This window comes from Blastococcus aurantiacus (assembly GCF_900102425.1).
Lineage (GTDB): Bacteria > Actinomycetota > Actinomycetes > Mycobacteriales > Geodermatophilaceae > Blastococcus > Blastococcus aurantiacus.
In genome coordinates, this window is sequence record NZ_FNBT01000005.1 from 240,896 (window position 1) to 262,716 (window position 21,821).

Consider the following 21,821-nt stretch of genomic DNA (forward strand, 5'->3'; position numbering starts at 1 on the left):
CGCGCCGCGATTCTCGACGCTAGCGGGCTATTGCCAACGACGTCAGTCGGCACTGCCCCTTAGGGGTGCAGTTGCGCCTTGCGGACCTCCTTCGCTACCCGCAGTGACCGCCACCCCCATGGGGTGAGCAGCGCTGCCGCCGGCCCCGTCACTGTCCGTACCGTCCTAATCCGGCCGAGCGGAGGGGTGGTGGGGACGTGGGTGACGAAGGACGCGAGCCCGGCCACCCGGCCAGTTTGGAAGCGGACGTCGCGACGGCGGAGCGCCCCGCACCGGACGTCGACACGCCACTCGATCCCGCGCCGCGCGAGCACGAGGGTGGCCGCCGGCGGTTCGGGCGGCTGCGGAAGTTCCTGATCGTCCTCGCAGTGCTGAGCACGATCTTCGCGCTCGTGGCCGCCGGTGGCCTCTGGTACCTCACCGACCGCTACGGCGGCAACATCGAACGGGTCGGGGACGTCTTCTCGGACCTCGACGACGCCAGCCGCCCCGCGCCGGCCACCCCCGCGCAGGCCGCCGGCGACGAGCCGGTCACGTTCCTGCTGGTGGGGTCCGACACCCGCCTGGCCGCGCAGACCGGCCAGGACCCGGGTGGGCGCTCGGACGCGATCATGCTGGCGCGCCTCTCGGCCGACCGGGAGCACGCCCAGCTGATCTCTATCCCCCGCGACTCGTGGGTCGACATCCCCGGCCGCGGCCTCAACAAGATCAATGCCGCCTACGCCTTCGGGGGCCCGTCCCTCCTCATCGAGACGGTCGAGCAGCTCACCCAGGTGCGCATCGACCACTACGTCGCCATCGACTTCCTCGGCCTGATCGAGGTCACCGACGCCCTGGGGGGTGTCGAGGTCGAGGTGGCGGAGACGACGACGAACGGGCCCTACACCTTCTCCGCGGGCACCAACGTGCTCGACGGGTTGCAGGCGCGCTGGTACCTCGCTCAGCGCTACGGCCTGCCCGGGGGCGACTTCGACCGGGTCCGTCGTCAGCAGCAGTACCTGCAGTCGGTGTTCGACAAGCTGTTCAGCACGAACACCTTCACGGATCCCGGTCGGCTCGACAGCGCTCTGCTCGCTTTCACCGGCGCCGTGTCCGTGGACGACACGCTCGGCAATCGCGACCTGCTGGGGCTGGCGTTCTCGATGAGGGATCTGCGGCCCGAGAACGTCGCGTTCTTCACCGCGCCGGTGCTCGGCACCGGGCGGGAGGGGGCGGCGAGCGTCGTCTACCTCGACGAGACGGCGGGTGAGCGGATGTGGGAGTACCTCCACAACGACTCGCTCGCGGAGAACGTGGACGAGTTCTCCCAGCAGACACTGCCCGCCGTCCCGCGCTGATGCGCGGAACCACCTGCTGACACCACACGTCTCACGCGTCCCAACTTGTGGGGCGACCCGGCGCGCCTGTCCGGTCATGGGCCGGCCGGTCGCAGGGTGACGAGGTGATGTTCCTGCTGGAGTCGACGTGGCTCGCTTTGACCGTCTGGGCGAACGAGTACGGCGCGCTGCTCAGCGCCGTGGCGCTGGCCGGCGTCCAGAGCGCCGACCGTCACCGGACGTCAGTAGGCGCCTGACCCCCGGAGCACCGCGCCGACGGTCTTCCACAGGATCATGAAGTCGAAGGTCAGCGACCAGTTCTCGACGTAGCGGACGTCGATGCGCACCGAGTCGTCCCACGACAGGTCCGAGCGGCCGCTGACCTGCCACAGGCCGGTGAGGCCGGGCTTCACCAGGAACCGCCGGTGCATGTCGAAGCCGTAGCGCTCGACCTCGGTCGGCAGCGGTGGTCGCGGGCCGACCAGTGACATCTCACCGCGGATGACGTTGAACAGCTGGGGCAGCTCGTCGAGGGAGTAGCGGCGCAGCAGCTTGCCGACGCGGGTCACGCGCGGGTCGGCCTTCATCTTGAACAGGACGCCGTTGCCCTCGTCCCCGTGGGAGAGGTCCTTCACCATGCGGTCGGCCCCGGCCACCATGCTGCGGAACTTCAGCATCGAGAAGACCTCGCCGTCACGGCCCACGCGCTGCTGGCTGTAGAAGACGGGGCCCCGGCTGGTGACCTTGACGGCCAGGGCGATGCCGAGCAGCACCGGCAGCAGGAAGAACACGCCCAGCGAGGCGGAGGTCCGGTCGAACAGGTTCTTGACGATGCGGCGGGCACCCGTGAGCTCGGGCCGCTCCATGTGCAGCAGCGGCAGCCCGCAGACCGGGCGGATGCGCACCCGGGGGCCGACGATCTCCGTCACCGCGGGCGCGAGCAGCAGCTCGGCGCGCGTCTTCTCCAGGTCCCAGCCCAGCCGGCGGAGTGCGGGGCCGTCCAGCTCAGGGCAGGGAAGAACAGCAACGGTGTCCACCTCGTACTTGGCGACGACGGCGGCGACCTCGTCGAGTTCGCCCAGCACCGGCAGGCCATTGAAGGCGTCGGCAGTCGGGTCGTACTGATCGGCCGGCAAGCAGCAACCGATGACTCGGTATCCGTGGTGCGCTTCCCGCTCCAACTGCTCGTCGAGAGCAGCGACGGCATTGCGGTGACCGACGAGGATGGTCGTCTGGAGGCGCTCACCACGGCGGCGCGCCCGGTGCAGCATCTTCCGCTGCACGTAGCGCTGTAGCAGCGTGAAGACGGTGACGAGGGGGACGGCGACGATGACGAACCCTCGGGCTACTTCCAAACGGAACGCCCAGGAGACGGTGCCCACGGTCGCGAGCAGCATCATCGCCGCGAAGAAAACCCGACGGAACTCTTCAGGCCCCACCCAGAGGAAGCGCTCCTCGTAGCTGCGGGCGACGACCATCGCACCCACCCACACCACGGGCAGGAGTGCCAACGTCCATACAGAGGCGTAGCCAGGCGCCGCCGTGTCAGCGGGGGCGAAGCGCACCGCGAAGCCGGCAAGCGCGGCGAGGAGCGCCGACAGGGCATCGGTGACGACGAGACGCCGCACATAGTCCGCTCGCCAGACCCGACGAGCCTCGGTTCCCTCGCCGCGGAAACGCGCCGCGTAGGAGTACCAGCCGCGAGTGCTGGCGGAGCCGGAATATCGGACGGAATCGTCACGGATCTCAACGAACGAAATAGTCACACCCCCGTGTGCGCCCCATGAATACGAACTCGCTGCGCCACAGCGTCGCCGGAGCTGTGAAACTTCCGAGTTCAATCAACGGCGAGAAGGTACCGCTCGGAGAGCCTTTGCGGGAAGGGCGGAATCAGGCATGCGGCCTGCTACACGGGGAATCCGCCATGTCCCTGACGCTATGCGTTCCGCTCGCTCCGTTGCGGTGAGGACGATGGTGCCAGGTAAGCCTGCGCCTGCAGTGCGTACAACTCCGCGTAGCGCCCGCCTAACGCCACGAGTTCTTCGTGCGTCCCACCCTCCACCACTCGGCCGCCTTCCATGACGTAGATGACATCGGCGAGCTGGACACTGGAGTAGCGGTGCGAGATCAGAACCGCGGCTCGGCCGCCCAGCACTCCTCGGACGTCGGCGAACAGCTCGTGCTCTGCTCGAGGATCTAGGGCCGCGCTCGGCTCGTCGAGAATGACAAGAGAGCGGTCGCGGTAGAGGGCCCGGGCGAGGGCGAGCCGTTGCCATTGGCCCCCAGAGAGGTCGGCGCCCTCCTCCAGTTCGATTCCCATCACCGTGTCGAAGCCGTGCGGGAGGCGATTTACCGCGTCCGCGATCCCCACCCGCTCGACGGTGCTCTCGATCCTTCCCCTGTCGATGGGAACGGTCGTGTCGGAGATGGCCACGTTGTCCGCGACGCTCATCTGGTACTTCAGGAAGTCCTGGAACAGGATGCTGCAGCTCGCTCGCCGGTCGTCTCCGTCGAGCTCGCTCCCGTCCCACAGCACACGGCCGGCCTCCGGCGCGTACAGGCCGGCCATGATTTTGGCGAGCGTCGTCTTACCCGAGCCGTTTTCACCCACCAAGGCCACGACCTGACCTCTTGGCACGACCACGGTGACGCCGTCAAGTGCCGGCCGCTCCTGTCCCGGATAGGTGAAGGACGCCTCTTCCACCACCAGGGAGGTGGACAGGTCGTGCCGGGTGCCGGCGCTGCGGCCGGGCGGGTAGTCCTCGTGGAACTTCGCGAGATCCAGGAGAAACGGGGATGCCTCCATGAGGGAGCCGAAGGACCGGAACACCTGGCTCAGCTGCCCCCCCAGGATGCGGGCGGCAATCGCTGCAGCGCCGGCGTCCGGCAGGCTCAGGCGGCCCGCGGCAGTGAGCCAGACCACGACCGCCAGCGCCCCGCCCAGCGTGAGAGCCGAGGCGACGAGGCCGGCGAAGGCATACCGCCGCCGCTTACGGACATGCTCCTCCAGCAGAGACAGATACTGCGCATCGTCCTCAGCGTGCCGTCGCAGGAGCTCCGTCGTCGCGTCGAACGCCCGCAGCTCGGCCGCCGTGAAGCGGTAGCTGAGCAGCAGCTTGAGGTAGCCCCGGCGCTGACCAAGGAGGGTCACCCGTCGGGCGAACGCGAATTCCAGCACGCTCGTGCGACGGGCGACGACAATCGTCGGAATGCCCCCGAGCAGCAGGACCGGGAGCATGAGGGGAGCGATGGCGACCAACGCGCCACCCATCGCTACGACCCCTATTCCACTGCCGCCGAGAGCCAAGAGGCCAGACACGACGGTCGGCGGGCGGCCGACGGCGTTGGCCCTCACTCGTTCCAAACGGTTGAGAAACGCATGCGATTCGTACGTGACCAGATCGGCCGACGCGCATGAGTCAAGCAAGCGCCTCCAGATGGTCTGCGTCACCCGCTCTCCCAGAACGCGCTGCTGTAACGAGAGCAGGACGGGAACAGCAGCCGAGACCGCGGTCGTGAGCGCTAACAGAGCTAGCGGTACACCTAGAGCGGTGACCGGAGCCCTCTCGACGAGAACCGTCGTGAGCGCGAGGTGACTGGCCAGGACCAGCCCCAACGCCGACATCGCGCCGACGAAGGTCAACGCCGCTGCGGCGAGCGTCCCCCGCCGGTCAGCCGCATAGACCGTCCCGACTGCACTCAAGAGGGGGAATTTCTCCGCCTGCAGCCGACGTCGGAAGGGCGGCATAGGCCGGGATCATAGGGGGTTCGCTTAGCCTGCGGTCATGGGGTCCGCATTCGCCACACCGGTCCCGACCGCGCTAAGAGTCGGGATCGTGGATCGACGTCCCATTGTTGGAGAACGCCTGAGGGTGGCGCTTTCGTCTGACGATCGACTCCAGGTCGTGGGGGTCTTCACCGACTGGCGGTCGACCGAAGGGTGGCGATCCGACGTAGACCTGTGGGTGAGCTCGGAGCAGGGCGGCGGAACTCTGCCTCGATTCAGCGCCGAGGAGTACGACCTCGGGGAGGTGGAACTTCTCTGTGACGCCGTCCACGCGGCCTCTAACGACACTACGAGGGACACTGCAGCGCCCTCCGAGCCGGCTCACCGCTTGCTCTCGCCCCATGAGTACGCAGTTCTTGAAGCGACCGCCTCAGGTCTGACCGCTGCTCAGACGGCAGAAAAGCTGGGAGTGTCCGTGCGGTCGGTAGAGACCGCCCGTCGGCGGACGATGGAGAAGTTGGGCGCCACGTCTGGCCAGGAGGCAGTGCGACTGGCTCATGAGATTCGCGGCAGCGGACGGGTCGTGAGGCGCAGCGCTACACGGCCCGAGGCAAGCCGATGACCAGCCGGCCTCCGACGACACCGGCTCCTCGTGGTGAGCACGGGCTTGCGGTGGTCGTTGCAGGCGGATCGACGTTGGTCCGATCGGCGCTTCGGAGTTCTTTGCGCGCATCCGCTGGCGATTCGGCGACGATCTCCCACGTAGGAACCGCCGAGGAACTGCTGAGGGCGTGCAACCAAGGGTCTCAGGTGGTGGCGCTGTGCGCCCTTGACATCGACGGAGTACCGTTGCTGGCCGTCATGTCCCAGCTACTCTCCGCGAGCGCGCGAGTCGTCATTGTAGGAAGTCAGGAATCTGCTTCCTTGGTGCCCGAGCTGCTTCTGCGCGGGGCGGCCGGTTTCCTGCCCCTGGAGACGACCGACCCCCGGCAATTGTGGGAAGCCGTAGAGGCTGCCGCCTCCGGCGGCGCGACGCTGCATCCAGCGGTCGCCATGCTCGTTCTGGAGCAGTGGCGAGCGACCCGGAGTGACGAGGCGCCCCAACTGACTGCGAAGGAAATGGAGGTCTTGCGGGCGATGATGGCTGGCACACCAGCGAAGTCCATCGCCCGGGATCTCGGCCTTTCGGTCAAGACGATCGATACGCACCGCTCCAAGATTTTCTCGAAACTCGGGGTGCGTACCGGCGCTCAAGCAGTTCAGCGGGCCCTCGAACTGGGCCTCAGCTGAAAGTAGTCTCGAGCACGGCCTTGCATGCTCGCCGTTGCCCAGTCCCTTTGGCCGGGCAACGGCGAGCGGTGCATCAGCTGAGCGGGCCGCTACCGGGCTCACCGATCGGCGTGCCATCAGGGACGCCGGGGATACCGATGAGGCCGGTTCCATCATTGGCACCCAGAGTCTTGTTGACCTGCAGGGTCATGTCGTGCAGTGAACCGATCGTGGTGATCGACGGCGCTTCGTAGTTCTCCATCAGGCACTTCCCGTTGCTAGTAGGTGAGATCAAGTTAGATTGCCGACGATCGAAACGCACCGGGCAACTTCCCCTAGGGTGGCGCCCTCGACGAAGGGCCATGAGGTGCCTACGGGCTGCTACGGATTCACCATGCCGGACCTCTCCGAGGCGTCAGCGCTGCTGCGACCAACGCCGAAGTCGGCCCCCGTCCTGCGAGTGACCCAGGCGAGGGGACCGTCCATGCTGGCAAAGGACACGTCGACTGATGACCGCACCGCGTACCGGCTACCCAATGGCCTGGGAGATGTGGAAGTGGATCGTGCCAGGCTGTCAGCGCATTTCAGGACTACGACGCCTCTCCCCCACGACCATCTTGTACATCCGCACATCGCACGCGTTGCGGCCATCATGGCTCGATGGCTGGGCTGGCAGACGATTCATGCCGGCGCATTCGAATACGGCGGGGGTGCGTGGGGGGTACTGGGCGAGCGAAACGCAGGCAAGAGTTCACTCATGGCCCAGTTGCATGTTCTCGGCCTCCCCATCATCACGGACGACGTAGTGGTCGTGCAGGACGGGATGGTGATCCCCGGGCCAGGACTGATCGATCTCCGCGAGGGTGCAGCGGCTCACTTCGGGTTCGGTACACCCTTGGGAGTCGTAGGCCGGCGAGCGCGCTGGCGCGTGCCGATTCCTCCGACAGGAGCAGCGCCCTTGCGTGGGTGGATCCTGCCGACGTGGGGCGAGGCTGCGGTCACCGTCTTGCCGCTTCAAATGCGGGTGCCGCTCCTCGCCTCGAATCTGGCCGTCCCTCTGCCGCCGACTGAACCGGCGAAGTTCTTCAGCCTGGCCGGTGTTCCGATTCTTCACTGGAGCCGCCGACAGGACTGGTCCACGATGGAGAGCTCGACCTGCGAGCTATTGGACGCGCTCAGTTCCTGAAGCTGACGAGGGCATGACCGTGGCTGCCCATGCGGCTTGGAACAGGGGATAGCTGCGCGCATCGGGGTCCTCCGTGCGCCAGATGTCGCGCAGTACCTCGACATCCACGTACGAAGGATCGACCCCGGACCCGTCCCAGTCCTTCGCGAAAGACCGCGTTTCCGGACCCAGGAATGCTCCGTTGAACGAGGCTTTGCCAACCCTTACGAGCGTCTGCTCCGGCAGGACGTCGGAGAACAGACCGATCATGCTCTGGGACCGGCTCCGAGGACCGTTGCGACCCCGCTCCCGTGCTACAGCCGTCAGGAAACGTGGGTCGGCAAACGGATGAAGAATGGATGCGCCATAACCGCTGGCAAGAAGTCCTAGGCTCTGCAGCGTGGTGGACATGTATCGCGATGACCACCACCACCGGATCGCCTTGCCGTGATGGACGGGTTCCGCGACGCGCAAGTCCTCCCAAGCTCGTCGGACCGCCCGTTCGGCGTGTGGACGAAGCCATGGACTGGGGGCGCTAGGGTCGGGGCGGCGCGCCAGCACCCTCCGTCTCAGTGCTGGAGGCCCGATCGCACCGGCGACTTCGATGAGATCACCACGGCGGGGGCGCACCTGGCGACTCAGCACTCTGTTGAGGCGCTCCCAGGCCCATCCAGGTGACATGATCTCGTCGCCGCCGAAGCCGGTCACCAACGTGCCACCACGAGCTAGTGCGGCAATGGGCGCATGAAACATGGTGTTCGCCGGCCAGAGCACCCCGTGTCGGCTGATGAGGTCCCGCGCCAGAGGGCCGACGACGTCGAGTTCAGTGGTGAGTTCGAGTCGCTCCCAGTCAACGACTTTGGCTTCGGCGATGACCATCTCCTGCCACCGCGACTCTTCCGCCGTATCCACGCCGGTGAATCGCTGACTGACCGCTATCGGGGGAGGTAGGCCTTCCCTTCGTGCGACGGCTGCGGCCACGGCGAGGATCGCAGAGGAGTCCCGCCCTCCGGAAAAGCTGACCACGCACGGCGGGTGACGAAGCGCCTCGAGGATGACCTCCTCAAAAGCCTTGCGTGCACTCGGCGAACCTGCCGGCGCCCTGGGAAGAGGGGGGGTGTTGCCGATTCCCAGCGCGAATCCTGCTGCAAGTTCCAACGGAGACAACTGCCAGGGGCGCCAGGCTCGCGCGGACGTTGTCACCGAGGCTCCAAACGGTGCAGTTCCCGATAATTGCGAGCGACGTGGTCACCCGACTCGATGTCAAGCCAGGCATGCGCCTTTACGTCGGGGCCATCCTTGGCTACGCCGATGATGATTTCGCAGGGCACGTCGTGGTGGGCCAGCCATGACTGCAAGACCAAGGACCGTTCAAGACAGGTGGGCGAGGTCCGACGCAGCACCGCCTCGACACCCCGACGGGCGCCTGAAGGCAGTGGTGGCGGCGCAACGACGGTCGCCCTGACACCATCCCGGGCCAGCGCTCTTGCCGCCCTGCGGAGACTGATCCAGGCCCAGAGCCCAGCCCGGGCGGACGCCACGCTGTACCGGCCGACAAGTGGGGCCCGCCTGTAGGCCCGCCACTCGTCCAGCCCGTGCAAACGGGACGGATAATTCGACGACGTCATTCCTCGAGCAGGCCCCGGGTCCGCGCTTCCCCTAGAAATGACTTGACATCCGCTGCCGCGCGTTCGTGGTCGAGCTCATACCTGCTACGGAGTGTTTCGATCAACTCCGCCTCGGTCGCTCCATCCACGAGCCGAGTCCAGAGCGCCGCTCCAGCCGGGTTGACCCCGAGATAGTCGGACGACTGGAGGTCGAGCGCGATGACTTCACCGTCGGCCTCGTGCCACGTCACCGCCCCCTGGCGCAAACGGATCGACTTGCCCGTTCCTTCACTCACCTGATGCTCCCTTGTTCGCAACGGCCCTGCGCGCGACCACCCAACCGTATCCACCGGGGGTGGTGCCCCACTCGACTAGCTCAAGTCCGGCGGCCGTCAGCTCTTCAACGACTTGAGACCGCGTGAAGTGATGCGCGAAGTTCGGCACGAGCGCATCTCCCATCAAGGGCGCCGGGCGGCCGAGTAGTCGTCGGACGAGACGAGCCACGCGATAGGCGATGTGGAACGGCCGGCGGTCGCCCTGCATGGTGAAGAAAGAAACCGCTACGACACCGTCTCCACGGGTAGCGACTGACGCCTGCCGCAAGAGCGCGACCCGCGCCTCCCTGTAAGGGATCAGCATGTACGCGCCCCAACCGACGAGCACTCCGTCGAAGGACTCCGCTGGCGCGGACCATCCGTCGCGCGGACTGAACGAGACCCGACTGCCATGCCCGTCGGCCATTGTCAGTTGCGCGCCCACTGCTACCAACTCGGCGTTCGGCTCGAATCCCTGCACGTCGTATCCGGTGGCTAGCAAAGCCAAGACTTCCCGTCCTCCTCCGGCCCCCAGCACCGCTATCCGGCCACCGTTCAGGAAGTGACTGTCGACTATGCGCCTTTCCCATTCGAACAGTCCCCGCCTGTTATACGTCTCGGTGCGATACATGCCCTCGCCGTCGTAATAGGCCCTATCCAGGACGCCCAACTGTTCAGGAGTCAGCGTTCCTAGCCAGACGCCGTCCCAGACGCCGTGCAGATCTTGTACGAGCCGCTCGATCCGCCGCTCCCCCGTCAGGTAGACCCGGAGCCACAACGGCCGCGCGCTCACGTCACTTCCCAGTCGTGCGCCAAGACTGCGTCCAGGAATGCGGCCCTCCCCGCTCCCCCCCCAGAGTCGTACAGGACGGACTCGGGGTGGGCCGGGTTAAGAGTGTTGTTCTCGTCTGGCCACGTTCCCCGGCGCGCACGGGCCACCAGCCGGCGAGCCAACTCTGTAGAGGCAGATCTGCTGTCGGAGCGGGTGGAACGCGCGTACATGCGCGCTATCGAGCCGTCCGGGCCCGCGCCGAGCAACGGAGCAAAGCGGTCAACGGCCTTCCCGACCCACTGCCACGTGCGCGGTCCACCGAGTGACCGCAAGTCCGCGTGAGACACGCGTGGGACGTCGAGCGTCGCGCGCATGCGATGCAGCATCACGGTGACGGGCAGAATGGCGTGGTGTTCGGCACTCCGAACGGCGAGAGCGGGCCAAGTGAAGCGGCCCGCGAGCACCAGTTGTTCGAGGTCCTTCATCCAAACGAGGCGGTCTCCTCCTGAGCGGGCTGCGTGCACAGCCGTGTGCACGACGGTGTCGAGGGGGTCCAGCGTCTGGAACTCCGCGTCGGCGATTCGGACCGGCTCCGCGCGCTCAAAGAACGAACGCGCAACCATCGCGTAACTCTCCCGCGTCGCCAGGTCATTCGTAAGGTCCCAATGAAGGTCGACGAGAACGCCTCTCGGCGAGAGCAGGTGCACTTCACCCGACATGGTCTGCAATAGGTGCGTCCAGTTCCGGTCAAGGAGCCTGTAGCCCGCCTCGGACAAACGTTCCAATGAGAGGGCGAAGTCAGCGGGACGGACGAGGATGTCTAAGTCGCCATAAGCTCGCAGCTCCGGTCGGCGGTAATAGCCGCGAGCCAAAGCCGGGCCTTTCACGACCAGCCAAGGAGTCTCGCGCAGCGCTGCCCCGACATGCCTGCACTCACCTTCTACCTGAAGACTTCGAAGGTGATCCATGCGGGTCAGTGCGCGCAGCCGCCTGCGAACATCAGGATCGAATGCCGAAGAGCCTGCGAGGCTTGTCAGTACGGGTGCGACAACCCGGTGCCGCAGCGCTAGGTCGACGAGTCGGCTTTGATCCACGGCCGGGAGGATGGCCTCAACGTCGGACGGAGTCTCGGTCCAATCGTGCTCGCGAACACAGCCGGTGAGCACGCGCTCAACCGCGCGCACGCGCGCGATCCGCTCACGCATCGACCGATGCAGAGGCCTCACCGGCTATCCTCCCCCCGAATCTACTAGGTCGTCGAACTGACGCTACGAGTTCGCCCGACCCATGGTTGCCCGGAGTCGTCGCTAATGGTCGGATTGGCACTGCCGCCTACCTTCGTTGCCACTCGCAATGAGAGGACGTCATCACAGTGGAATAGGCCAGGCTCACCATCACCAACCGCGCCGCCACTCCGTACGACGTCGCCACGCCTCGGTCCATGCATCTCCCAACGACCGACCATGCCGGTCTGGAAACACGCCAAGGCGTGCGGCCGCTGAGCGTAAGGCGACGCCGACGATAAGTAGCCGCGTGCCCACCCAGGCGCGAAGAGGAGACCACAAGGTCCGCACGTAGGTGACCTTTCCGCGATGAAGAAGCACAAGCTTGCCTCCTGCCGAGGATGAGGCGCCTACTTCATGCTCCACTACGGCGGAAGCAACATAGAGCGGCTTGAAGCCCTCCCTGCACGCGCGAGCGCACAAGTCAGCATCCTCGGCGTACATGAAGTAGCGCTCGTCGAAGCCGCCTAGCCTTGCCCAGGCGTGCCGACTGATCATGAGCGCGCCGCCGCTGAGCATGGGCACGTGCCGAGTCGTGGTGCGATCCCAACCTGGAAGGCTCTCAGGATCCGCTCCACGCCGACCAGCGAGAATTGTTGAAAGCCCACTGGCGAAACAGGTCAGTGACCATATTGACATTTCACCCTGAGCACTTGCGGTCACGGTCCGACCGTCGGGAGTGATCGTCTTGGCACCGAACAAGTGCGCTTGCGGATGCTGGGACGCAACCCGAAGAAGCTCGTCGACCGCTCGGGAGTCAACACGGGTGTCCGGATTGAGGAACCAAAGGTAGCGCCCACTACTGAGCGCGCCTAGACGGTTACAAGCTGCCGCAAAGCCGAGATTGTCGCAACCTTCCACCACCCGCACCGACGGGAAGCTACGGGCACGCGCGACCGTGTCGTCCTTGGAAGCGTTGTCGTACACCAGAATCTCACCCCGGACCCGGAGGAGGGCCTCCTCCAAGGCCGTCAGGCAAGCCTCGATATGCGGTCCGCTGTTGTAGGTGACGATGAGCACCGATACGTCGGGAGTCATGAGACTCTCCGTTCTGCCCGCGCCCAAGAGTGGTGGTCGGCAGACTTGATCCGGCGGCGCGCACGCAGACGTACGAGCAAGGACACCCCGAGGTACAACGGCAGGGCTGCGATAGCCGTTGGGTCACGGAGGACATGCCGTGCCTGCACTGGTATTGGTGGCCTGTGCGGGCCGACTTGCTGCAATGGGCTGTGATCCATGTTCCCCACGACGATGCGGGTTCTCACCTTCACTAGCTCTCGGAGGTTTCGGGGCGGCCAGACCTTGACCTCCGCTTCGGCCACGCGCTTCTCGGCCGCCTCGAAAAGACCATGCACAAAGCGATCATCCCCGATAACGTCAGGGAAGCGCTCGAAGCGAGCACGTCCAGCCTGATTCAGCGCATATACGCCGCTACCGATACTTTCCCTGCGCGCTGCTTGTAACGCCTCCCACGCACGCAAGAACCACTTGACAGGGCGGGTCGCGCCATTCACCTGCAACACTCGACGCGGAGAGGCGAGGAGCGGGTCCCGCGAGTCCAGGCATGCGATCACGGCCCTCGCCGCTTGAAACGAGAGCTCAACATCGGCATCCAGGTAGATGCGGGGGAAGGTCGACGTCATGTCATCGCCGGCGTTCAGCGCAGCCGTCTTCGATCCGACGGACAACTGCCTCAACCGAACCCGCTGCCCGTAACGAGCGACAACTTCGGCCGTGCCGTCAGTGCAGCCGTTCGCGACCACGATGACCTCGAGGACACCAGGGTCGGCACCCTCCAGCAAGGTGTCGAGGCACCGACCGATGACCGACTCCTCCTGGTGCGCAGGGATGATGACCGAGGCCATGGGGGCTATACCAGCTGACACGAGCTCATTCGATCACGAACCCCGCGTTCGCACCGTCAGCGACCAACGGCAGTTATGACGTAGGCGGACGCAGAACCTGGCCGGCATCGCCTCCGCTCCCCCTGCGTCACTTAGGGTGAGGCAGTTCATGCCCGCAGCACCAGGAGTCGACTGTGACCACATTGCTCGTCGCTGCGACCGGGGGGCACCTTGCGCAGCTGTATCAGCTGCGACCTCGACTGGTCGCCCCAGGTTCCCCCGTCGTCTGGGCAACATTCGATTCGCCCCAGAGCCGATCGATGCTGGCCAGCGAAAGCGTCGAGTTCGTGCCGTACACGGCTCCACGCGACTACCGCAGGGTCGCCGCCAACGTTCCCCTCGCCATACGGATCCTGAAAAGGCATCAGATCGACGCCGTAATCAGCACGGGCTCCGGCATTGCGCTATCCTTCCTCCCCGCCGCCCGAGCCATGGGCAGATCAGCGCACTACATCGAGAGTGCCGCACGAAGCGAGGGACCGTCCCGCACTGGGCGCATCCTCCAGCGGATACCCGGCATTCAACTGTCGGCGCAGTACCGCTCGTGGGCAAGACCGCCCTGGGACCTTAGTGTTTCGGTCTTCGATGATTTCGTGGCCACACAGATGACTGAGCAGCCCATTCATTCCGTGGTGGTCACGCTAGGTACTATTCAGGGCTACGGCTTCCGACGACTCCTCGAGAGGCTCGTGACCATCATCCCAGCCGACTGCGACGTTCTGTGGCAGACCGGGGAGTCGGACGTTGACGGCTTGCCGATTACCGCCCATCCGTACTTGCCTCAGCATGAATTGCACTCCGCCATGGCGCAAGCAGACGCAGTGATCGCCCATGCAGGCATCGGTAGCGCCTTGGGGGCGCTTAATGCGGGGCGCCGACCCATCTTGGTCCCTCGCCGATCCGCTTACGCGGAACATGTAGACGACCATCAGCTACAGATCGCGAGGGAACTCCATGGCCGAGATCTAGCGCTCTATCGAGAGGCGCTGGACCTCAGCTGGGAAGACGTTCGGTCCGCCGCCAGATGGCGCGTCGCCCCACCTCCCAGCACGTAGGGAGGACACGCGATAGTGGCGCGGTCACTCCGCACGGCTTCGATCACTTTTGCGGCTTGGCCATCGCGTTCGGCTGCCGGAGCAGGCCCCGGTAGCCGATCCTAATGCATTTCGCGACTACGGGCTCCACTCCGTGTAGTAGCTTTCTTCATTAATCAGGTACCGCACGGTAGGCACGGGAACGTGCCGAACGTCGTGACGCCTGGAGAAACGGTAGATGAACTCCCAGTCTTCCTTTGGAAGGGTCCGCTTAGTACGCGGGATGCGGCTAAAGTGGAGCGAGGGACGTCTGCGCACCAGGACGGCGTTGATATCGAGGTAGTTCGAGTCATCCGCCAGCGCCTTGCGATCAAAGTCGCGTGTGAGGATATCCACCAACGTGCCGTCAGGTAGGTGCCGCTGCAAGGCCGTATACACCATGTCGACATCCCTCCCGAGCGCCTCGAGTGCAATCTCGAGATGATTCGGCATCCACTCGTTGTCGTCATCGAGGAAGGCAACGTACTTCGACTGCGTCAACGAGATGCCCACGTTTCGTACGAGTCCCAGGATGGCCGTGTTGTGGCTCAGGGAGACGGCTCGCAGTCTCGAGTCCTCCGGCAGCTTAGGCAGTCCTCCTCCATCGTCCACGACGATGATGATTTGGTCGTCGACAGTTTGCGAAAGAGCCGACGCGACGGCCCGCTGCAGCAGGTCAGGCCGCTTGTAGGTCGGGATAACAGTTGCCACCGTCGCTGGCCCGAAGTCACGGACCTGCTCGGCCAGTCGACGCGTCTCACGGGCTTCCGTCGCCCGCGCGGCCAGAGTCCCGCGGACATGCACGACTCGATTGCGGGCTTCGAAAAGAGGCCAAATACCGATGTGGCGGCGAAGAGCACGACGTACCGAGGATCCGACGCTCGCCAGTTGCACCATTGGGCTCCCAACCAGTCTGAATCAGGCATGCGCAGGCAAGCCGACGCCCAGACTAGCCGCGGGATCAACCGGATCACTCACCGACTACGGTATGCCGTGCCGACGGCCTCGCCCCTGTCGTCGGCGATGCATGTTCGGGGCACGCTGGCTACCAAGTCAGGGGATGCGGGCAGTCTCGGCTCATCGTGGGTCTACGGCGGGCTCCCTGCGTCACTGGCCCGTCAGTTGACTGCTTCGGACAGCGCAGCGACATCAACACGTGCCTCCCCGGCACGCAGAGAACTACAGTGCGGCATCGTGACACCGCCGATTCAACCCCATGCCCGCTGAGACGGAGGCGCCCGCGGGCCTGAAGCGGGCTGCCTCGTGGTCGCTGGTATTGAACGGCGGTCGCGCCATAATCAGCACGCTGGTGCTGCTGGTCCTGGCTGGCATACTCGGGCCGAGGGACTTCGGAACGGTGGCCATCGCATCGCTCTTCGTGCTGCTGTTTCAGGTGGCATTCCAGCAAGGCCTCGGGCCAGCCCTCGTCGCCCGACAGGTCGTGGATGAGCAGGTGCTTAATGTGGCCTTCCGGCTTGCACTGGTCGGCAGCCTGACGCTCGCGGCTGTCACGCTAGTCTTGAGCCAACCCATTGGACTGCTCTTCGGTAGCAAAGAACTACCCTCAGTCCTCTGCGCCTTGGTGGTGACCCTGCCGCTGCTGGCAGTCGACCTAGTTCCCGACGCCTTGGCACGCCGGCGGTCGGACTTTCGCTTGCTCGCGGTCCGGGGCCTCGCCGGACTCCTTGTCGGCGGAGTTGTCGGTGTGTGTGCGGCCGTCGCCGGCGCGGGTGTGTGGGCTCTGGTGGCTCAGCAACTCGCTGGGGCGCTTGTTTCAACAACTGTCCTGCTTGCGCGGTCGCCTTGGCGCCCCTCAATCCACGGCCCGGGCCCTTGGCGCTGCCCCGATATCAGAAAGAGCCTCCTGGCGTACTCGACCCGGTCGAGCGCAGCAGACACCGCACAACTGCTCATCGGGAATCTCGACACCCTGCTTGTGGGCCTGTTCATGGGCACACGGTCTGTGGGGTTGTACCGGCTCGCGAGCCGTATCGCGTCCATGGTTTTGGACGTATCGGTACGAAGCGGGCAATCGGCCGTATTGCCGGACTTGGCACGTCTCCAGGGCGCATCCCGAGACGATTTCCATAAGCGCGTTCTCAAGATTCAACGGGGCACATGTTTGCTCGCGATGCCCCTCTTTGGCATCCTGGCCGGCGCAGCGCTGCCAGCACCGCGGATGCTTGGGGAAGCGTGGAAGGACGCGGGCTTGCCGCTCATGGTGCTTGCACTGAGTGGATTGGTTGCTGTGCTCGCCGCCATTGCGCCACCGCTCCTGCAGGCGGTAAGCCGCCCAGGCCTACTAGCGGCGGTGAACGGTCTAACACTGCTAACGACGGCGGCTGGCATTGTCGTCATCGGCGTGATGGCCGACCATTGGTCCGTCCCCACTCAGTTGGCCCTTGTTGCTAGCGTCCGGCTCGCAGTGAGTGCGTGCATCGTCGTGCCATTGTCCCTCTGGGCTCTCACCATAAGCACTGGACTCCGCTTGCGTGAGGTCTGGAGTGAGTCTCTGCCGGGCATCTGCGCCGGGACAGCTGCTCTCCTCGCCGGGCTGGCCGTCATAGCGTCTCCCTTAACTGACCTCGGACATCTGCATGCCACCCTCGGTGCGGGTGCCTGCAGCGCCGCAGCGGGACTGACGTGTGTCGCATGGTTCGAGCGAGAGAGGCTGACTCCGCTCCTCAGAAGGCGCGGACATTGACGGTTCAGGAGATGCCCATTGTGCCAACAGCGAGTTGTCCGTTCACCGGCCGAGTGTCGAGAGCTGATCAATCGCCGCGGCAGGCTGCTTGGAGGTCCCGACGGCTCTCCGCGCGCGCAGATGACCGAAGGGCATGCAGTCCGCTAGCAGCCAGTTGCGCGTCTTCCAGGCACCCAGAGTGCGGCGGCCGAGGGCCAGCCGCTACCCCCGCATTGCAGGGCTCAGCCCGGGAGAGCGGCGCTTCGGTGAGCGCGGTGCGGCAGGGCGACGGTCTGGGCTTGACAGTATCTCGCTGAAGGCCAGTTCGAGCGGCATCTGTTCCCGTGCCGGGAGAAGCGGCGCTCCCAGTCTGACCAGGGCCGTCGAACCGCTTGCGGCTAAGATGCGCACTCGAATCATCAATCAGAATCCATCCGGAAGGCGGACTGTGGATCTCGCACAGCTTCTCCGAGCCGTTCGGCGGCGGTGGTACGTAGTCCTGCCCTTGACGCTCATCACGATCGTCCTTGCCTTCGCCGTGCGAGCTGGTGTCCAACCTGGCTACACCGTGACCGGCAGCGTGATCGTACTTCCTCCAGGCGCGGCGCGAGTGGCCACGTCCGAGGGCATCGGGATCGAGCCAGTCAATCCCTTACTCAACTTCAACTCCTCCACCCAGATTTCGTCGCAGGCGCTCGCCATTCTCGCCTCGGGGCCCGAGTTTCGAGAGCGCGCTGCAGCCGGATCAACGCTTGCAACCTACTCAGTCGTCGCCCGAGAGCGACAGCCAATAGTCGACATCCTGGTAGAGTCGAAGAGTCGCGAAACCGCGCTGGATACCGCCTCCCGTGTCATCGTCGGTCTGGGGCAGGAACTGAGCCGCCAGCAGCCACTCCCAACGCCGGAGTCTCAGTTAACAATCAAAACACTGGCACAACCTAGCGTCGCCGCGGTAGATAACTCTCGACTGCGCTCTCTTGTTGTAGCACTCGGGGCTGGCCTTCTCCTGACGCTCGGATTGACGGTCCTGGTCGACGCTCTTGCAATCAGACGGGGGCGACCAGCGGGGCGTCGACACGCATCCACGTCCACCAAGTCGGACGAGCTCGGGCAGCCTTCAGCATCCCTGAATGGACAGAAGTCGCCGGGCGACAAGGAGGCTGGCCAGAGTTCCCCTGACATCACTCCGCGAGACGCCCGATAGTGTCTCAGGTCAGACAGTTTGTAGCACGTCATGCCCGACCGTCGCCCGACTACCTCAATGCCGGCAACTTGATTGTCGTATTCATTTGCCTGCTGTATATCCTTCCTGCACGTCTCGTCTTCCCTGGAATGGGAGGCGCCGGGCGGCCAGCAGTGGTTGCCGGTCTCGGACTCCTGCTGTGGTGGCTCCTAACGCGACTGCATCCAACACTCATTATTCGTACGGTGCAGCCGGTGCGATGGGTGCTTCTCGTCCTCGTCATTACCTTCCTAGCGGCATATATTGCTGGATTCGATAGAGGCTTATTGCCCCTCGAGGCACGGAGCGCCGATAGGTATCTCTTGACCCTCGGGTCATGGCTAGGGGTGGCCTTAATAGCTGCCGATGGGTTGCGGAATCGCAAGGACGTCGACCGCATTATCGGCGCTCTAGTCGGATTGAGCGCCTTCAGTGCCGCGCTGGGAACACTGCAGTTTTACGGATTGGACTTGTCACCATATATCCAAATACCGGGTCTCGTATACAATCGGGAGCTCGTCGGCCTAGGCTTGCGTGGTGGCCCTGGATTCAGTCGCGTCTACGGAACGCAGCAGCACTACATCGAGTTCGGAGTAGTGCTCGCCATGGTGCTACCGCTGGCAATCCATCGTGCAATCACCGCGACCACAACCCGTTCAATACGGCGACGCTGGATCATAGTGGGAATCCTCGCCGCCGCAGTTCCGTTCTCAGTGTCTCGGGCGGGGTTCCTGGGGTTGACCATAGCCTTTGTAGCGCTGTGCTCGGTGTGGCCTCGCGCCTTTCGTATGAAAGCGATCCTCGTCGCCGTCATGGCGCTCGGCCTGTTCCGTGTCATTAATCCCGGGGTTCTAGGGACGATCAGATCTGCCTTTCTGAACTACGGTAATGACCCGAGTATCATCAATCGCCGTGCGGACTACGCTGCGACGAGCTCCTATATTACGGATCGCCCGTGGTTCGGACGTGGTCTGGGTAGCTACGTCCCTGAAATCTACCGCGTGCTTGACAATCAGTTCTTATCTTCGCTTCTAGACGTCGGGCTTGTCGGCACTGTGGCGTTGACCGCTGTATACCTGGGTACGTATGCCCTGGGTCGAGTCGTGCGCAAGAACGCCACTCGCACGGACGACGCGCACCTCGGACAAGCTCTGGCCGCCAGTGCCCTCGTGGCACTAGTCACCTCGCTCACCTTCGACGCATTAGCCTTCCCTACGTTCGCCGGACTTCTTTTTCTGCTTTTCGGTCTATCAGGAGCGCTATGGCGAATAGCTCTGATGTCACCAAGAGTCCCGTCGGACCGACAGGAGCCCCTTGTCGCGCCCGCCTGGAAGGTCTTGGACGATGGGCTGCGAAAGACGGAGTAGAAGGGCGCAGAGCCACACACCGCGGCGGGAGTGCGCGCGCACGATAGTGGTCTACGGGGTTGGCTGCGCGTATAACGGGCCTGTGTTTTGCGCTGCGAACCTTCAGCGTTCGGCGCTTCCGGCGGCCGGCATCCTGATCGTCGACCCTCGAAGCATCCGCGTACTCGAAGTCGCCTGTCTCGACCCCGTCAACAGCCTCTGAACCAGAATGGCGAAATTCTCGGCGACCACCGACCGCTTTGGAACGTCCTTTCGTCCCCCAGTGCGCTGCCCTGATGATGCGATTGCTCTAACATGCACGCCTAGCATCACAATGCTTGTTGCGCCGATGAAGCGATGCGCTCAATGGCGCGTCCGCACACGAGCCCAAGGTTCTGCGTACGCTAGCGTGGATTCCCTAAGTGGATGCCACCCAGAATTGTCTTATCTAGGTGTACCTCTAGTGGCCTCGCCCGTCAAACGCACCCAAGGGTCGGATCGAAATATGCGCCTCGCGCTCACGCTAGCCGAGACCGCTGACTGTGGCCGCCGAACAGTGCGCATGGCCATCGGCCCCCCGCGACAACCATCGTCGGGTTGCCGCGGCCGACGCCGGACTGAGGGCCGCTTTCGGTGTTCGCGCGCGTACGCAACCCGGATAGGTTCAGGGGTCGCCCCGCCGCTCGACCGGTCCCAGGCGCTCGAGCTTTCAACTTCGCCGCAGTTGGCGGCATTGCTTCAGTGCTGCGAACACTGCTTCGGCGTCTGATGCATCACCGGATCACAAGACGAAGAAGAAGAAGAAGAATCCGACGAACATCGCCGCAGCCATATACGTCCACACCAAGGTGCGAGCGCTTGCGACGCGCGCCCGATCGGCGTGCTCCTGGTCAAAGCCATCCGTCACGAAAGTATGGTCCCACATCGGAACGGTACGTCCTCCCGTCGGCAGCGACCCGGATGCCGAGGTGGCGCAGTTGGCCGTCCAGAGCAGCGTGCCCCCCGGTCAACGTGAATGCGCGATCGTCAGCCTTGAGCGTGCCGCCGCGGCGTTGACCACCTGGTCGGCCGCGCCGTCGGGCCCTACGGCCGGGTGAACCTGTAGCCGCCTCACCCCTCGTCCGTCACATTGGCATATAGATTCGCCACAGGAGCGCGCTCAGGGAGTGACGAAGCGAACCCCGCCGTCCTTGCCCGGTGCACCGGCCGCGCGTGCGGCCATGCGGGCCCGCTGCGGAACCACGATGTACTTCGGGTCCTTGGTGCTTGCGATGCCGGCCTCGAAGACGCCGAAGCGGGTGAGCAGCGAGCCCGCCGCCAATAGCGCCCCTGACGTAACCGCCCCCCACCGGCGGCGCCCGGCCACCACGGCCAGCCCCAAGCCCATGGTGGTGCACGCCTTGGCCGCGCGCATGAACTGGCCCGGCCGTCCCTCGTGGTACGGCTCCGCCACGACGCTCTCACTGCCCTCGATGCCCCGGATCACGGCGAGTTCGATGCCGGCACCGAGAATCGCCATCTTCCGCGCGGGCTCGGCCTCCCCCACCGGCGTGAACGCCATGCAGATTCCGCCACCAGCGGCCATCGCCGACCCGCCGAACACGAACGGCAGCTTCGTGTGGAACTCGTGCCACGACGGCACCGCCGTGTTGGCCAGCAGCACGCCGGTGTAGGTTGCCAGCGGCCCGCCGAAGATCGCGGAGACAACGCCGCCGAACCGCTTGAGCCGCGGGAACCAGCCCAGCAGCTCCACCGCCGCCGTCGCCCCGGCCGCCGCGCTGAACGGCGCCAGGATGTAGGTGCCCACCGACAGCGGCGAGGTCACCTTCAGCACGCGCAGCATGTGCAGGAACCGCTCGGGACGGCCCAGGTCGTGGATGAGGAAGACCACCGACAGGATCGATCCGCCGCCTGCGGTGAGCCGGGCGGCGCGGGTCAGCGCCGGCCGGTCGGTGACGTCGGCCAGGGCGCCGAGAATCGCCGAGGACCCCGCCGCCCCGCCCAGGAACAGGTAGAGCGGCACGTCGGGCGACTTCCACACCGGCGTCTTGACGATCTGCCGGCCGTAGTACGAGGTGAATTCGACGTCGTCAACCATCGCGACCTCGCCGCGACCCCGACCGCCACCACGCCTGTGGCG

General features: G+C 65.1%; 22 protein-coding genes. 9 read left to right on the forward strand and 13 right to left on the reverse strand.

What is annotated here, in order from left to right:
- Positions 1-197: 197 nt before the first annotated feature.
- Positions 198-1,337 carry an LCP family protein gene (locus BLS70_RS12135; RefSeq protein ID WP_255362424.1) on the forward strand — a complete coding sequence of 380 codons (1,140 nt, stop codon included), beginning with the start codon at positions 198-200 and terminating at the stop codon, positions 1,335-1,337.
- 104 nt (positions 1,338-1,441) lie between these two features.
- Positions 1,442-1,573, forward strand: a complete 132-nt coding sequence (locus tag BLS70_RS21340; RefSeq protein ID WP_255362425.1) for a hypothetical protein — start codon at positions 1,442-1,444, stop codon at positions 1,571-1,573.
- Here the strand turns inward: BLS70_RS21340 and BLS70_RS12140 are convergent.
- Together BLS70_RS12140 and BLS70_RS12145 are read right to left on the reverse strand one after the other, a co-directional pair.
- Positions 1,559-2,944, reverse strand: a complete 1,386-nt coding sequence (locus tag BLS70_RS12140) for a sugar transferase (RefSeq protein WP_255362426.1) — start codon at positions 2,942-2,944, stop codon at positions 1,559-1,561. The genes BLS70_RS21340 and BLS70_RS12140 overlap by 15 nt on opposite strands.
- 308 nt (positions 2,945-3,252) lie before the next feature.
- Positions 3,253-5,064 (reverse strand): ABC transporter ATP-binding protein, encoded by a 1,812-nt coding sequence (locus BLS70_RS12145; RefSeq protein ID WP_091767940.1) that lies wholly within the window; start codon positions 5,062-5,064, stop codon positions 3,253-3,255.
- A 37-nt stretch (positions 5,065-5,101) separates the two neighbouring features.
- On the opposite strand from BLS70_RS12145, the gene BLS70_RS21635 reads away from it, so the two are divergent.
- On the forward strand, positions 5,102-5,665 hold the full coding sequence (locus BLS70_RS21635; protein ID WP_091767943.1) for a response regulator transcription factor: 564 nt from the start codon (positions 5,102-5,104) through the stop codon (positions 5,663-5,665).
- Positions 5,666-5,970: 305 nt separating this feature from the next.
- On the forward strand, positions 5,971-6,333 hold the full coding sequence (locus BLS70_RS20785; RefSeq protein ID WP_176946376.1) for a LuxR C-terminal-related transcriptional regulator: 363 nt from the start codon (positions 5,971-5,973) through the stop codon (positions 6,331-6,333).
- 73 nt (positions 6,334-6,406) lie between these two features.
- On the opposite strand, the gene BLS70_RS20790 is transcribed toward BLS70_RS20785, so the two are convergent.
- On the reverse strand, positions 6,407-6,574 hold the full coding sequence (locus BLS70_RS20790) for a hypothetical protein (protein ID WP_176946377.1): 168 nt from the start codon (positions 6,572-6,574) through the stop codon (positions 6,407-6,409).
- Positions 6,575-6,796: 222 nt separating this feature from the next.
- Here BLS70_RS20790 and BLS70_RS20475 point away from each other — a divergent pair, with 222 nt between their 5' ends.
- Positions 6,797-7,498 (forward strand): hypothetical protein, encoded by a 702-nt coding sequence (locus BLS70_RS20475; RefSeq protein WP_143030399.1) that lies wholly within the window; start codon positions 6,797-6,799, stop codon positions 7,496-7,498.
- On the opposite strand, the gene BLS70_RS20480 is transcribed toward BLS70_RS20475, so the two are convergent.
- The 7 genes from BLS70_RS20480 to BLS70_RS12190 all read right to left on the reverse strand — a co-directional run bounded on the left by BLS70_RS20480 (position 7,475) and on the right by BLS70_RS12190 (position 13,318).
- Entirely contained in the window at positions 7,475-8,680 is a 1,206-nt protein-coding gene (locus tag BLS70_RS20480) for an asparagine synthase-related protein (RefSeq protein WP_143030400.1), read from the reverse strand. The genes BLS70_RS20475 and BLS70_RS20480 overlap by 24 nt on opposite strands.
- On the reverse strand, positions 8,677-9,105 hold the full coding sequence (locus BLS70_RS21640) for a lasso peptide biosynthesis B2 protein (RefSeq protein WP_091767953.1): 429 nt from the start codon (positions 9,103-9,105) through the stop codon (positions 8,677-8,679). The genes BLS70_RS20480 and BLS70_RS21640 overlap by 4 nt, the downstream gene beginning before the upstream one ends.
- Positions 9,102-9,380 carry a PqqD family protein gene (locus tag BLS70_RS12170; protein WP_091767956.1) on the reverse strand — a complete coding sequence of 93 codons (279 nt, stop codon included), beginning with the start codon at positions 9,378-9,380 and terminating at the stop codon, positions 9,102-9,104. Before BLS70_RS12170 ends, BLS70_RS21640 begins: the two co-directional genes overlap by 4 nt.
- On the reverse strand, positions 9,373-10,191 hold the full coding sequence (locus BLS70_RS12175) for a class I SAM-dependent methyltransferase (protein WP_091767958.1): 819 nt from the start codon (positions 10,189-10,191) through the stop codon (positions 9,373-9,375). Before BLS70_RS12175 ends, BLS70_RS12170 begins: the two co-directional genes overlap by 8 nt.
- Positions 10,188-11,375: a nucleotidyltransferase domain-containing protein gene (locus BLS70_RS12180; protein WP_091767961.1), complete on the reverse strand. Its 1,188-nt coding sequence runs from the start codon at positions 11,373-11,375 to the stop codon at positions 10,188-10,190. The genes BLS70_RS12175 and BLS70_RS12180 overlap by 4 nt, the downstream gene beginning before the upstream one ends.
- Before the next feature lie 189 nt (positions 11,376-11,564).
- The gene (locus BLS70_RS12185; RefSeq protein ID WP_091767964.1) at positions 11,565-12,491 is read right to left on the reverse strand and encodes a glycosyltransferase family 2 protein; all 927 of its coding nucleotides are present in this window, start codon (positions 12,489-12,491) and stop codon (positions 11,565-11,567) included.
- Positions 12,488-13,318, reverse strand: a complete 831-nt coding sequence (locus BLS70_RS12190) for a glycosyltransferase (protein WP_091767967.1) — start codon at positions 13,316-13,318, stop codon at positions 12,488-12,490. Before BLS70_RS12190 ends, BLS70_RS12185 begins: the two co-directional genes overlap by 4 nt.
- 644 nt (positions 13,319-13,962) lie before the next feature.
- On the opposite strand from BLS70_RS12190, the gene BLS70_RS21645 reads away from it, so the two are divergent.
- A complete protein-coding gene (locus BLS70_RS21645; protein ID WP_369406235.1) occupies positions 13,963-14,412 on the forward strand; it encodes a glycosyltransferase in 450 nt (149 codons plus the stop codon).
- A gap of 117 nt (positions 14,413-14,529) precedes the next feature.
- On the opposite strand, the gene BLS70_RS12200 is transcribed toward BLS70_RS21645, so the two are convergent.
- Complete coding sequence (locus BLS70_RS12200; protein WP_218122388.1) at positions 14,530-15,324, reverse strand: glycosyltransferase family 2 protein; 795 nt, start codon at positions 15,322-15,324, stop codon at positions 14,530-14,532.
- Between the two features lie 322 nt (positions 15,325-15,646).
- Between BLS70_RS12200 and BLS70_RS12205 the strand changes: the two genes are divergently transcribed.
- The 3 genes from BLS70_RS12205 to BLS70_RS12210 all read left to right on the forward strand — a co-directional run bounded on the left by BLS70_RS12205 (position 15,647) and on the right by BLS70_RS12210 (position 19,702).
- The gene (locus BLS70_RS12205; RefSeq protein WP_091767976.1) at positions 15,647-17,134 is read left to right on the forward strand and encodes an oligosaccharide flippase family protein; all 1,488 of its coding nucleotides are present in this window, start codon (positions 15,647-15,649) and stop codon (positions 17,132-17,134) included.
- Positions 17,135-17,516: 382 nt separating this feature from the next.
- Positions 17,517-18,317, forward strand: coding sequence for a Wzz/FepE/Etk N-terminal domain-containing protein (locus tag BLS70_RS21650; protein WP_369406234.1), 801 nt, complete (start codon positions 17,517-17,519; stop codon positions 18,315-18,317).
- Between the two features lie 233 nt (positions 18,318-18,550).
- Positions 18,551-19,702, forward strand: a complete 1,152-nt coding sequence (locus tag BLS70_RS12210; protein WP_176946382.1) for an O-antigen ligase family protein — start codon at positions 18,551-18,553, stop codon at positions 19,700-19,702.
- Between the two features lie 760 nt (positions 19,703-20,462).
- Here BLS70_RS12210 and BLS70_RS21345 read toward each other — a convergent pair.
- Positions 20,463-20,588 (reverse strand): hypothetical protein, encoded by a 126-nt coding sequence (locus BLS70_RS21345; RefSeq protein WP_255362427.1) that lies wholly within the window; start codon positions 20,586-20,588, stop codon positions 20,463-20,465.
- Between the two features lie 252 nt (positions 20,589-20,840).
- Positions 20,841-21,779, reverse strand: a complete 939-nt coding sequence (gene nrfD / locus BLS70_RS12215; protein ID WP_255362428.1) for an NrfD/PsrC family molybdoenzyme membrane anchor subunit — start codon at positions 21,777-21,779, stop codon at positions 20,841-20,843.
- Positions 21,780-21,821: the final 42 nt, after the last annotated feature.